Origin of the sequence: uncultured Pseudoteredinibacter sp. (assembly GCF_947502065.1) — a bacterium.
In the GTDB taxonomy this organism is placed as follows: Bacteria; Pseudomonadota; Gammaproteobacteria; order Pseudomonadales; family Cellvibrionaceae; genus Pseudoteredinibacter.
Genome location: NZ_CANMYE010000004.1, coordinates 115,142 through 129,566 on the forward strand (window position 1 = coordinate 115,142; position 14,425 = coordinate 129,566).

General features: G+C 45.8%; 7 protein-coding genes. 5 read left to right on the forward strand and 2 right to left on the reverse strand.

The window, feature by feature from the left end; genetic code table 11:
• Positions 1–164 precede the first annotated feature (164 nt).
• A complete protein-coding gene (locus Q1A41_RS12115) occupies positions 165–1,142 on the forward strand; it encodes a FecR domain-containing protein (protein ID WP_299979170.1) in 978 nt (325 codons plus the stop codon).
• Positions 1,143–1,320: 178 nt separating this feature from the next.
• Positions 1,321–4,266, forward strand: coding sequence for a TonB-dependent receptor (locus Q1A41_RS12120; RefSeq protein ID WP_299979173.1), 2,946 nt, complete (start codon positions 1,321–1,323; stop codon positions 4,264–4,266).
• 163 nt (positions 4,267–4,429) lie between these two features.
• On the opposite strand, the gene Q1A41_RS12125 is transcribed toward Q1A41_RS12120, so the two are convergent.
• Both Q1A41_RS12125 and Q1A41_RS12130 read right to left on the reverse strand, forming a co-directional pair.
• Positions 4,430–7,399 (reverse strand): TonB-dependent receptor, encoded by a 2,970-nt coding sequence (locus Q1A41_RS12125; RefSeq protein ID WP_299979176.1) that lies wholly within the window; start codon positions 7,397–7,399, stop codon positions 4,430–4,432.
• 712 nt (positions 7,400–8,111) lie between these two features.
• Positions 8,112–9,440, reverse strand: a complete 1,329-nt coding sequence (locus tag Q1A41_RS12130; protein WP_299979179.1) for a hypothetical protein — start codon at positions 9,438–9,440, stop codon at positions 8,112–8,114.
• 491 nt (positions 9,441–9,931) lie between these two features.
• Between Q1A41_RS12130 and Q1A41_RS12135 the strand changes: the two genes are divergently transcribed.
• From Q1A41_RS12135 to Q1A41_RS12145, 3 genes are all read left to right on the forward strand, one after another.
• Positions 9,932–10,909, forward strand: a complete 978-nt coding sequence (locus tag Q1A41_RS12135) for a dipeptide epimerase (protein ID WP_299979182.1) — start codon at positions 9,932–9,934, stop codon at positions 10,907–10,909.
• A 102-nt stretch (positions 10,910–11,011) separates the two neighbouring features.
• Complete coding sequence (locus tag Q1A41_RS12140) at positions 11,012–12,034, forward strand: AraC family transcriptional regulator (protein WP_299979185.1); 1,023 nt, start codon at positions 11,012–11,014, stop codon at positions 12,032–12,034.
• A gap of 143 nt (positions 12,035–12,177) precedes the next feature.
• The gene (locus Q1A41_RS12145) at positions 12,178–14,388 is read left to right on the forward strand and encodes a TonB-dependent receptor (RefSeq protein WP_299979187.1); all 2,211 of its coding nucleotides are present in this window, start codon (positions 12,178–12,180) and stop codon (positions 14,386–14,388) included.
• Positions 14,389–14,425 lie beyond the last annotated feature (37 nt).

The window sequence follows — 14,425 nt, forward strand, 5'->3', positions numbered from 1 at the left end:
AGCTATGTGTAAACCGGAACAATTGGGAATACAAAAAAACGAATGCCAAATTTTATTTTGTGCAGCGATACAATTACCAACTTTTCCACCTTGATATTTGAAAATTAGAACCAGTTACGCGACATTCAGCCAAAAACGAAAGTTTTATGTTGCAAGGAACGACAGTGACCCCCGAACACAGCAGTGCCACCAACGGTACTTTAAACCAAAAGCTGCTTGACCAAGCCGCTTACTGGATAGTCAGACTACGCTCTGATCGCTGTGCCCTGTCCGATAAAAAAGAGTTTTCAAATTGGCTGGAAAGTGACCCCCTACACGCCAACGCTTTCGACCAAGTATTAGATACTTGGCAGGCCAGCGCCCACGTTAGCAATGAACCTGAACAAAATCATCGCACAAGCCAATGGCAGTATATTAGTGCCATGGCGGCCACCGTATTAGTCGCTGTAGCGGCCATATTGTGGCAATCAAACAAAGACGCCAATATCTACCAGCAGAGTTTCAGCACTCAAGCTGGCGAGTTTGCTCAAATTGAGCTTCCTGATGGCTCCGTTATTGAACTGAACACCAATTCCAAAATTGATGTGCATTTCGATGATAAGGCACGTCATATCACCCTTTACCAAGGTGAAGCCTACTTTGACATCAATAGCGATAATCAGCGCAAGCTAGAAGTCGATCTTGGTGATGCCAGCGTTAGCGTACTGGGCACAGAGTTCAACATCCGCAAAAAGAGCGATAACAGCCACATTATTGTGACCGAAGGCCGCGTCAAAGTAAGCGAAAAAACCGGCCACGAGCAGATCGCCGGAGACAAAGCTGTACTAAACCAAGGCCAGCAAATCAGCGTATTCAAGCGTACCGGTCTGGGCTTGGTAATGCCTAAGCAGAACAGTCAAGATATTAACTGGCGTGAACGTACCCTAGTATTTCAAGAGACCAACCTGCAACAGGCGCTTGAAGAGCTAAATCGCTACCTAAAACAACCCGTTGATACCAGCGATGAAAGCCTGCAGTACTCAAAAGTATCAGGCACTTTCAGCCTGGATGAGCCGGATACCACCCTTTCTGCCCTTATCGAAACCTTCTCTATCGAGCAAGAAGAAGGTATCAATGGCAAGACTCGCCTGTTTATTAAATAGCTCCTCTCATCCCCAGCTTAAGCGATATTTCGCGACAAATTTGAGCTATCGCCTCAATTCAGTTATAAATGTGCAATTGTTCTTACTTTTGTATACAAAATAACAAGGCACCACTGGCTTATTTAGACAAAATAACAGCCGTGATGGTCCACAAACGCTGAATAACGAGCACCAAGATTTGCACAAGCTTTCACTGCAATGGCCCGCCCTTATTGCCGCCAGCATTGCTTCTAGTTATCCGCTAGAAATAGTCGCGGAGGCCCCTGCTCGCCAAGCGCAAAGCCAGCAAGAAAACTCAATTACCCTCGACATTCCCGCGCAGAGCCTAGCCCGCAGCCTTATCCAGTTAGGCAAGAGCCAAAATATCAGCATTGTATTCCCAACCCAGCTGCTAAACGGCAAACAAGGCCCTGCAATCAAAGGCCAGTTCAATATTGATGAGGCGCTAAAAGCTCTACTAAAAGACAGCGGTATTGAACATTTAGCCTTAAACCCAAAGGTTATTCGCCTAAAGGCCAGCGGCAAAACCGAGCAACCCAATGAAGCGCCCTTTCAATATGGCCCGATGGAGGAAATTTCCGTCATTGGCCGCCCTTTAACCGGTAGTCGATTAAAGCGGCATGACTTAAATGGCAGCGCTCCTGTTGATATCATTTCGGCCCCTCAAATAGCTGAGCTCGGCGCCCAATCCGTTGGTGAACTACTAAAATTTATGCCCGCCGTATCCGGCAACTCCACATCCACCTCGATCGGTAATGGCGGTGATGGCACTGCAACCGTTACCTTAAGAGGACTGCCCGCCAGCAACACCCTTGTATTAATTAATGGACACCGAATCGCCAATAGTGGATTTGCTGGCGAAGCCGTTGACTTAAACAGTATTTCGACAGATAGCATTGAGCGAATTGAAATTCTTAAAGGCGGCGGCTCAGCGGTATACGGTTCCGATGCAATTGCAGGCGTAGTAAATATAAACCTTAAAAAGGAATACAGTGGTGCCAGCTTCAATCAATACTACGGTCAAAGCAGCCGCGGGGATCTAGGCAGCCTTAATAGCAACCTGAGCATTGGCAAAGATTTTGATAAAGGCAATGCCTTAGTGATACTTTCACATCAGCAGCGCGATCCCATTTTTAGCCGTGACCGAGAACTTTCCGCCAGTGCCGATGGCCGACCCTTTGGCGGTAGCGATAGCCGATCAAGCGCAACACCAGGCGGCCGCTTTACATTAAGTGACGGCAGTGTTGTAACTTTCGATAAAGAGCTCGATAGCTTTAGGCCCGTGACCTCAGAAGATTTATATAATTTCTCCGAACAAACATCGGCCGTTTCAGAATCTTCACAAGATGCCATTTACGGCTTTGTAAATTGGCAGCTTGATGATCAACTTGAGCTCGCTATTGACCTTGCTTACACCCGCAGCCAAGCTGAAGCAACGCTTGCTTCTACCCCCATCTTCACAGCTTTCAGCCAAGAAGATGCCACTATCTCAAAGGATAATATTTACAACCCCTTTGGCGAAAACATTAGCGATGCACGCTATCGCGCACTCGAAGCCGGCCCCCGTTTACAAAATGATGATTCAAAAAGTTATCGCAGTAATATTCAACTCGACGGTAACTGGCAACAACTAAATTGGTCCGCGCAATGGAACTGGAGCCGCAGCGAATCAAGTGAAACACTGGCAGGAATTTTTGATGGTGCCCGCTTACAAAGAGCGCTTGGCCCCAGTTCGCAGTGCCAAGGTAGCGATGTCGATGGTTGCGTACCCTTAGATTTATTCTCAGGAAACATCTCGCAAGATCAGATCGATTATATTCAAACACAATCTTCAGCATCCGGCTTCGCAGAACTCAATGAATTCTCTGCAACCCTTAGCGGCAACTTGAATATCAGCCCTGCGGGCGCAAGCCAAGCCTTAGGCGGATTTAGTTATCGCACTGAAAAAACAAAATTTTTATCCCGAAATAGCGAAAGTTTTTTTGTTGGAGGTAGCGTCCTAGGAGACACCGCAGGCCAACGTCAGGTAAAAGAAGCATTCCTAGAACTCTTCGTCCCCCTAGCGAAACCCAGCAAATGGGTGAGCATGTTGGATTTGGAGTTCGCAGTTCGCCACTCTTCATTTAGCGATTTTGGCAAAAACACCTCACCCAAAACTGGCATTCGCTACCGACCCAATAACGATATTTTATTGCGGGCCAGCTACGCCGAAGGCTTTAGAGCCCCAAGCCTGCATGAGTTACACGCTGGTCGCACAGCTTCATTTTTAACCTTAAACGACCCCTGCTCTAACCCGGATAATGTAGCCACATTACCAGGCTGCCAACAGGCATCCGACCCTAGCTTGAACCAGTTCCTAACCTTAAAAAAGGGCAACACCCAATTAAAAGCCGAACTGGCTGACACCAGCACAATCGGGTTTGTATGGACACCCCAAGCAATTCCCAAGCTATTTCTCAGCGTCGATTATTTCGACATCAGCCAACGCAATGTCGTCGACTCAAGCGCCCAATTTATTATTAATCAAAATGCACAATTCGCCCACTTCCAAGATTTAATTGAACGTGACAGCGCAGGCAATCTCCGCCAGGTAACCGCCCCCAATTTAAACATTGGCCGGCGCAGTATCGGCGGGCTAGACATTCAACTGCACTATCGTACCCTTCCCATACTTGGCGGCAATGTTGATCTTTCCCTAAATGCAGCACATATATACCGGTACCAAGAGCAAATTAGCCCAGAACAAAGTAGCGAAAACCTGGCAGGCTCCTTCAGGGATGAAGCCTCAGAAGGCAATGGCGCACTACCTAAGTGGAAGGTAAGTACCGGGATTCGCTATAAGAAATCTCGCTGGCAGCTTAACTACAACATCCACTATGTAAGCCCAGTTGAAGAAATCCTTATGGACAGCCAGGAGCTTCGCAAGACCGCCAGCTGGCTAAATCAGAACCTTCAATTCAGCTACGACTTTAATAAAAAAACACGACTCAGCCTTGGTATAGATAATATATTTGACCAACGCCCCCCCTTCTTCGACTCTGCCTTTCTCGATAACCATGACGCTCGAACCTATGACATAAAAGGGCGCTATTGGTATACACGCTTCAACTACCATTTTAATTGATAAATCTATCTAGCAAAGCAAAGCAAAGCAAAGCAAAGCAAAGCAAAGCAAACATCTAACAGCCTACCCAAATAAAAAGCAAAAAAAATCCCTGCCAATGACAGGGATTTTTAAAGTAGCTAGGCGGGTGATTAAACCCGCTCAGCTCATTCTAAACCAAAGATTAGAATGTGAACTTAGCAGTCAAACTGTAACGACGACCTAGGGTGTCGAAAGTTGACGGATAAGTGTTACCACTGTTGTAGCCAGTTGCACCAATGAAGGCACCAGTCAATGGTGGCTCTTCATCAAGCAAGTTTGATACTACACCAGTAACAGTAATGTTATCAGAAACAACATAACGTAGAGTCAAATCAAAGATGCTGTAAGACTCAGTACGGTTGAAGTTTTGAGAACCTAATACATTACCTTCTGGTACACCAATGAAGGCTTGGTCGCTTACACCGTTTTCATAGTCGTTGCTGCTAATGTAGCGCCACATCAATGAAACATCTAGATCACCGTAAGATAGGGTGTTACGCCAGTTGAAAGTCTTCTCTGGCTGGATAGATGCACAGTTTGAGCTGTACAAACCAACACACTCACGATTGATAGAGGTTGGAGTAGCCTGGAAAGTAGACTTGTTGGTTTTGTTCGCTACGAAGTAAGAACTCCACAAGAACTCACCAAACTCGCGAGAGTAATCGATAGTCAAATCAAAACCATCGGTTTCTAGCGTACCAGCATTGGTTAGCACCAACGGCAGACCTTTAACAACAGCCTCATCACCACTCAAGCTACCATCGATCGGAGAACGAACGATAGAAGTACAAGCCGCATTAGAGGTGCTTGGGTTATCAAAACAAGCCGCAATTACGTCGTCTTCAGTAGGAGTAGTAATCGCATCTTCGATTTTGATGTTGTAGTAGTCAACAGTCACAGTCAAATCAGGAATCATTGAAGGCTGGATTACAAAACCAACAGTCAAACTATCAGATTCTTCTGGATCCAAGTTCAGATTGCCACCACCGGTAGTATTCACCTGGCCAGCGGCTGGCTGAGGGATAAAACCAATAGTACCGGCAGGTGCACCCTGTGCAATACAAACATCACGTAGCGCACCAGTTGGTACATTACCGTTGTTAACACCTTCGTCATTTACAGAAGCACAAGGGTCAACAGCTAGGTTACCCAACTCAGTAACTGTAGGCTCAAATAGCTCTTCAATGTTTGGCGCACGAACCGCACGGGAGAAAGTAGCACGAGCTTTAACATCCTCAATTGGAGTCCAGCTTAAACCAGCTTTCCAAGTGGTAGTAGAGAAGCCCTCTGCACCTTCAGCACGAATGTTGTAGTCAGAGTAACGTACACCCAACTCACCGGTAACTTCTTCAGCAAACTGTGCATCTTGAATAAGTGGAATAGCGGCCTCAGCTACCAATTCCTTAACAGAGTAACCACCAGAGATGTTTGGACGAGCAGAACCGGCACCACCTAGGTCACCAGACTGAGACAAAACGTCAGACTCCTGAGAACCACGATAGTCACGGAACTCAGCTGCAAGAGCGAAGTTAATAGAATCGTTAGCGAAAGGACTAGTAACACCAGTCTCACCAGAGATATTGGCAGTAAACTGAGTCATGTCAAACTTGGTTGCAATGCGGCTTTCACCACCCAACAAGAACGCATTCATCTCATCAGTAATTGAACCGGTAGGACCGAAGAAGTCTACAGGTACACAACCGTTGCTAGCATCGTTACAGCCATCAGGACCTGCCAACAAGCTCTGACGGAAACGAGACTTCATCCAGTAACCTTTTTGAACCTGAGTCTGATCACTCTTACCGTAAGAACCATAAACGTCCCAAGAAATGGACTCGTTCAAGTCGCCACGTAGACCAAGGCTGTAGTTGAAGTAGTGACCAGTGTAATCACTGATTCGTGGACCACCTTCAACGTTACGACGACGTAGCTGAGTATCAACTGTCAAGTAATTTGGATCGTTAGGGCCTACGGCTGCACCAGCTGCATCACACTGAGCCTGACTGTACTTAGGAGTATAGCCATTACCAGGAGTAGTGTTAAACGCACACAAAGCATTACGCTGAGCATCAGATAGGAACGGGTGGTTCAAAGAAATAGAAACAGAATCACCGAAAGAACCTGAAGGTGCAATCAAGGTATTTACTACGTTCTGAGAGTAAATAGCGCGTGAGTAGGCTTCAATAGAATCGGTAATCTCATAGTTTACCGAAGAAAAGATGTTAAAACGCTCAAACGGAGTTTGGAAAACGTTAGATGGGCCATAGTTGTATGGGGTGAATGCCGCTGCGAAAGTACGGTCATCCTGAACACCACCTAGAGACAAGTTACCGTCTGCAGTACCAGTAGGGTTCACGTTACCAATACGAGTATTGAATGAACCTAGACCAGAACCACCGCGGGCACCATTCCAGTAGAAGTGTACAAACTCAGAGAATTCACGGTCACCCTGGTATACAGGATCTGTGCTTTGAAAGCCTAAGCTTAGTACAGCATTACCACGGCCATCATCAAGATCGGCACCCATAGTAACTTCGATTAGGTCTTTTTCACCATCACCTTCAGCAGTCTCACCGTAAGTAGTGGTCAATTCAACGCCAGTGAAGTCGGTCTTAGTAATGAAGTTAACAACACCTGCGATGGCATCTGCACCGTATGTGGTACTTGCACCACCGGTCAAAACGTCAACACGCTCGATTAGCGCTACAGGAATGTTGTTCAAGTCAAAACGGCCGTTTAGCTCAGAAGGCGCCATGCGACGACCGTCAAGCAAAACAACGTTACGGTTAGAACCCAAACCACGAAGGTTTACATAAGAGAAACCACCGTTACCATTGTTAACGTTGGCGCCGATGCTAGGAACAGCACCTGGAACCTCACGCAACATCTCTTCTACTACGCTGATGGATTGAAACTCCATCTCTTCAGAAGAAATCACGTTAACCGGAGCAGAACGGGTTAAGTTAGGGTTTTTGATCAAAGAACCGGTTACTACCACTTCTTCAAGATCAGTAGCAGAGTCTTGAGCTAGTGCGGCAGCTGGAAAGATGAAGGCCGCTGCAGAAGCGCCTACAATCCCTCGGATTGCACCAGTCAGTAACTTTTGTTTCATATGCATCCCCTCAATGGACATTATTTGTTTTGGCATAACTTTAGAGGCTAAAACGCCTCTCAATGGCGGCAATGAAAGCACCACTATTTCTTGGTTAGAAAACCGCCGTCGGAATATAAACGAAAGTATCCCCTGTACCCTCAAGAAAATACGCAAAAAAATGTAAAAATTAGCTTTTTATAGGGAACTTTTATAAAAATCTCATTTTCAGATCAATTTTCAACCTAATACCTGGGCAAAATAAAGATTTATGCGCCAACAACAAGAAGGTACTGCTCATAAAACACACATGTAAGAGCTATGCCACCTCCCCGCTTTTTTTGCGGACACAGAAACCCAACCACCCTCTATTTCGGCAAATTTGCCTAGAAACTAATGAGTTAATGGAAAATTTCAGCTCGGCTAGGTATATGGGATATTGCCTTTCGAGGCTTATCTAAACCAACTAACTGCCGCAAAGCTCAATCGCCCAACCATAAGCATTGCCACTTCCCCCCTAAGGAAGAAGCGCCAAAATAAAAGGTTCCGCTAGCAGGCTTCCCGGCTAAATCAGAAATAGCGCCCCCCTGTATCAAATGACCAATAATCCCTTTAAGGTAGCCCGTTTATTATTTCTGAAAGCGCCGTCCAATTTGATTACCCGCCTTACCTCGCAACTTTCGTGCCTCTGATTACAGCCATGCTCCACAACGGGAAATCTGCCCTTAAATAATCAATGTAAAGTGTCTAATTTAAGCTGCAGCTTTTCTAAGCGACCAGAAATTTGCTTCTTTTTTTCCCCACTTAGACTGTGCCACCACCCCAGCAAAGCTTTACTCTCATGTTTGGCAATTAACCCAGGCCACATTTGTGTTTGATCGATAAATTCTGAATAATCTCCAGAATTCAAGCCTGCCTGTAAAAAGCTCAATACTAGGCTTCTTTGTAAATCAAGCATAACCCCAGGTTCGGTTTCGCCGGCCAAAATCCCCCCTAGCGGCCATGGTATCAGTAGCGCCGCATCACTAAATGCAAAGTGGTGACTCCCTTTTACTATATATTGGTAATAGCTCTCCTCACGTCCGGCATAGGCAAACCGTTGTTCAGAAAAATCGTTATACAAAAGCTCTGTATTTACAGGGCCTCCTGCTTCGCCCTGCTGCTGCAAACGGTGGACATCATGGGCTAAATGGAGTGTAGGAACAGTAGGTGCAGAATTAAGACCTAGAAAATGAGAATCCGCTCCGTCCAAATTTATTGCCACAGCGCAACGCTTGCTAAGTCGACAAGCCGCTACCGCTGTACTGCCACCGAAAGACATCCCGGTAAATGCGACTTTATCATAACGCCCGTGGCTTGCGATAATTCGTACATGAGCGGGTAATTCTCCATCAACAAGCTGCTCGGTAACAAACAATTGATCCGCCAGCCACTGCGGTGCACTGCGCGTCAATTTTGAATCCCCCACCTCAAAGGCCCGTTCAATATACTGCATAAAAAAATCAAAGCGATTGTTCATATCGGCTTCGCTATAAGCCATTTTACGAAGTGCCTGTATATCCTGCTGCTGTTGATTTTGCTCTGGTATATAAGCTTCAATTAGCTCACCAGAGTCAAACTGCACAGCGGCCGCATCATAGGGGTGGTGTATGCTGAAGACCAAGTAACCCTCGCTTGCGATTGATTCCAAAAGTGCAGTGCTTTGCCACATATAGGAGTACAGACCATGGCTGAAAATAACCACTGGCAATTGTTGTTTATCAATAACGTCGGCACCTTCAACACTATGGGTAGTTACCCGAGTAAAATGGCTGAAGACTCCACTCGGTAATGACATCAGCTTCGCCATTCCCCTCATAGTTCCCAAGACTTCAGACTCATTGGCATAGGGGCGCGTCGCTCGATCAGTAGTATTCTTCGCTGGGTACCACATTCTTAACTGCAGTTTTCTATCTGCACAGTTTTTCTTCTGACACAAAAGTTCAGGCCGACCATGATCGGTCAATTCGAAATCCGCAACCCCTACAAAATAAGGCCCCGTCGGTTTAGCTAATGTAGCCACAGGAAATTGCCAAGGTAGGTAACTGGCTACGAGTAATAAAATAAACAAGATTCCATTTGCCAAGATAAAAAGTTTGGGAAATCTTCTTTTCGCCTGGAGGCGCTTTTTCCCAAGTGCCCATATCGCCAAACATAAAAACGAGCTGTACAACAAAGGCTGCCCGTGCCAACGAAGATCCAGAATCAATAAAAATGAGGCTAGCACAAGAAGCAGTTGAACATTTCGTTTGCCCTTGAACGAACTAGCGAAGCCCAACAAACAAAAAAGTAACAAGCAAGCCGATGCGACCACTTCGCTCAACAACATAAACTTGGCCTCTCCATCCAATAAAAGTGCTGTAGTTTAAAACAATCCACTATCCGTTCAAATCGAGAAGCCGCATCAGAACCCACACTCTTGTTTCGATGTCGTTTTTCATTGTTTGCGTAACAGCGGCTTTATCGAAAGCGCTGCCCATAATCTGCCATTCAATATGAGCAGGTATCAGCTACATGGAATTTAAATACAACTTCTACAAACGTAAACTTAGACAGCCTCTGGAAATAAGTGATTATCTATTTGAGCAGATCGAAACATTAGAGGTAACACTATATGCAGATGGTCAATGTGGCAGAGGAGAAGCAGCAGGTGTCTACTATCTTAACGATGACCGCAGCCAAATGGAGTCTCAACTCATTGAGATAAAACAAGCTATCGAGGCGGGAATCGACACTCAGAGTTTGCAACAACTATTAGCACCTGGCGGCGCTAGAAACGCTATTGATTGCGCCCTTTGGGATTTGAACTGTAAGCGTGAAGGAATAAGCATTTGGCAAAAACTAAAGTTATCACCGAAAAACCTGCATACTGTATTTACTATCGGCCTAAATGAAGCCGAGATAATGGCCAAGCAGGCTGTTAATGCGAGCGGGTTTAAACGTTTAAAACTGAAACTCAATAACCAGCAAGTCATAGAAAAACTCAGCGCCGTACATCGCGCCAGGCCTGATGCTGAGATTATATTGGACATCAATCAAGGCTGGAGTGAAGGGGAGCTTATCGACTTCCTTCCACAGCTTAAATCCTATGGTGTCATCCTTCTCGAACAGCCACTTGCAAGGGGGGGCGATGAGATCCTAAAAGCCTTAGATAGAGACATCGCTATTGCGGCAGACGAATCATGCCTTGATATGAAAGACTACCATCACGTAAAACAGCGCTACGATGTCATCAATATTAAACTGGATAAATGCGGTGGCTTTAGTGAAGCTTTAAACCTAGTAAAGCAGGCGAAGAGTGATGGTAAACAGCTCATGGTAGGCAATATGATTGGTAGCTCCCTAGCCATGGCACCGGCCTATGTAATAGGTCAATACTGTCAATTTATTGATATCGATGGTCCCTTATTGCTCGAAAGCGACTGCCCCAACGCCTTAAGGTTTCATAAAAACGGTTTGTGCGAAGCCCCATCGTTAGAGCTTTGGGGCTAAAGACTGCAATTTTACTAAATGCATACTTTAATTGCCTATTTGCACAGTTACGTTGTTTAATTATGTGTAACCTCTTTGCTTTGAAGTTTAGAAGTAGGATTTATGCAGCAACATATTCGCAGAGAAATTTCTGACGCTTTTGCTTCGTCAAAAGATGCCAGCTTGCAGGAAATGATTCGGGAAAACACACTCGAAATTGAAGCCGAGGAGTTTTTTCCCGGTGGTCATATCACTCGCTATCATGTTCACAATCAAGCCCTATGCGGCCGGCAAGAAATTGTTCAAATCAACCGTGATTTTTCCGTCATTACCAGCAATATTGAGGCCACCAAGGCCTCGCAAACCAGCTACAGTGGTGCTAACTGGCTGGCACTACAACTTTGTGTCGCCGGCGAATATGAAGTTTCTATCAACAAACAGAATCCGCAAATTCTTAAGGCAGGAGATTGCCGCTTAGATATATTCAGCAAGCGCGGCACCTTGAACCGCTATCAACAGGGCGGCAGCCGTTATCGCAATGTCGCTCTTTATATGAGCATAGAGGCTTTCAAGCAAAACCTAAATGTTGGTCAACACGCGGAGCAAATGTTGCAACAGCTGTTTCAAGACGACCTCATCCACCCCCACGCATCCAGTACTTTTGAGGCCTCTAAATCTCTAATGATCTCCGCCAATGAGCTGTCAGAGTTTGGGCGCTTTGGAGGCCTACGGCCAGCTTATATTAAAGCAAAGGCCATTGAGTTTATGGTATATGCGGCAAATTTTGCGCGCTGGCAAGGCCGCGGGGTTTCAGGTTTAAGAAGCCGGGCAAAGTTATCTCGCAGTGTAAATATCGCTCAACAAACCAAAGCAATTATCGATCGGGAGTACTCTATAGCCCATACCATTGATGAGCTGGCTCAACGGATAGGAACTAATAGAACAACTTTAAGCCAATCCTTTCGAGCTGAGTATCAATTGACTCCCATGCAGTATAGAAGACGCCTTAGGCTTGAGGTGGCAAAGCAGATGCTGCAGTACCATGAAGGTTCAGTGGGTGAGGTTGCCGAGCATGTAGGCTACGCCGACGCATCTTGTTTTATTAGAGCATTTCGAGACTATTACGGCGAAACCCCAGGAAGCTGATTATCGTCACAAACTATCTATTTATTTGTTGAAACATCGATTTATTTTTACTTTCTGCAAATTTTTTTTGACTTAAATTCTTCATGCTACACGCCGCAAAATAATCAAAAAATAGTATAAGTCGCTGTAGTAGGAGAATATCAATGATACCCAAGTACGCCCAGGCCGCTTTTATCTCTTTAAGTAGTTTAACTAGCAGTCAAATCGCCATTGCTAGCACACAAGAATCGGTTCAGCTTGAAGAAGTCCTTGTTACCGCCAGTAGACGTGAAGAAAATTTACAGGAGGTAGCAGCTTCGGTTGCTTCTGTAGATCCACAAGACCTTCAAAAGCATGGCCTCAATGAGCTTCAAGATATTATCGAGTACACCCCAGGTGTTAACTGGCAAGACGGTGGAGGCCGAGGTGTCGGAACGATAACCATGAGGGGAATTCCACAATCTGGAGCCATCAGAACTGTTGGTATTTACATCGATGATACGCCCTTAATTAGCGCCAGTGGTTTTAGCGGCGCTGCCGGCGGCACAATCGATGCTTCTCTCATTGATTTAAGCCGCATAGAGCTTATCAAGGGCCCGCAAGGAACACTGTATGGTGCTTCTTCGGTAGGAGGTATGATTCGCTATATTAGTCGCGCACCCTCTTTAGAAGACGTGCGAGGGGAATTCAGTGTAGATCTTTCACATAACAAAGGCCCTGGCAGTCATAACACTATCGTAAGCGGCCGCTTAAGTGGCCCTATTATCAAAGACTCCGTAGGCGCTACTTTGTCGCTCTTTCAAGCAGATGACGCAGGCTTTACACAAGTCGTACAGCCTGCAAACGGAAGTCTGCTGCGTAAGCGAGCTGATCAATCTCAAAGTAAAGGCATTTCTGTTGACCTGCTTTGGGAGCTTAATGAGGCGGCCCAAATTAAATTAAAGTATTTAAAGCAGGAAGGTGAGAGCGACTTGCTCAGTAACGTCACTCTACTTCCTGGCACAGAAACACCCGCCTTTGCACAATACAGCACCATTAATCAGCCGCTACCTTTACAAAGTGAAACCGAAATCAGCTCTGTTAGTTTTGATTATGACTTTGAATGGGGGCAATTGAACTCCGTTAGCAGCCTCTCGGACCGTAGCGTATTCGTCAACCTCGATCGTAGCGCTCAGCTGGCTCCCGTAAACGACGCTATTTATGGCCTAGCACCTGGCAGCACTGAGAGCGTCGTCACAATTTCAAATCAAAACATGCAACGTTTTGTGCAAGAGATTCGTCTAAGCTCTCAGCAAAATCAAAGCTTCGAATGGATCTTAGGCTTATTTTATATGAACGAAGATAGCGGCAATCGGCAACAAGCCATACCAGCACCCTACGTAGGCGCAGGGCTCTTTGATGTCAGCTTTCCCTCTGGGTACGAAGAGCTGGCATTTTTCGGCGATGCCACTTGGTATTTTAACGAAGACTTTGATATCACTTTAGGTTTGCGCTATAGCGACCATGAGACCGAAATGGAAAATATTAGTACTGGTCCGCTGACCGGCCCAGGGCAAGCGCTAAGTCAATATAGCGACCAAACGGTGACTTATTTGGCCACCATGCGCTACCGCCCAAGCGAGCAACTATCAGTTTACACGCGAGTCGCTAGCGGCTACCGCCCTATCTCCGCCAACCTTGCACTTTTAAATCCAGCGACAGGCGAAAACTTAGCTCAACCCTTTGTCGAATCCGATAAAATTTGGTCTTATGAATTGGGCGCCAAGGGTTTCAATCACGATGCTAGCATGCAATATGAAATCTCACTTTGGTATTCCGATTGGGATAACTTTCAAACTCGCTTTGCATTTAATGGTGTATCTGTAGGTGCTAATGCTCAAGGTCGCTTGATGGCTAAAGGGGTAGATCTCAACTTAGCACAGCAAATATCCGAGCGAATATCTCTGCAGTTAGGCATTAGCTATAGCGATAGTTACTTAAGTGATGATGAACCGGGACTTGGAGGAATCGCTAGTGAGCGCTATCCGGGCCAAGCCCTATGGAGTGGTTCTGTGCAATTGGCCTATGAACTCGGCGATCTTAAAGGCTGGCAGGCCAATCTTCTTCTTGCTGGACGATATATTGGCCAACATGACTCAAGCTTCTCTCGCTCGAGCACGCAACAATCTATCGAGGTAGATGCTTATACGCTGGTGGATAGCAGTCTAAGTCTTGAAAAAGATTCACATCAACTCAGCTTTTATCTGAACAATCTTCTCGATACGCAGTCCATTATGAACCGTACAGATACCATCGCTGGCAATGGCAGCCTATCATCTTCGGCTATTTTTACCTCGCCACGAACAATTGGTTTGAAGTATCGCTACCAATTCTAAGCGTTGTAAAACTCAGAATACATACTCTCCGGCGTTG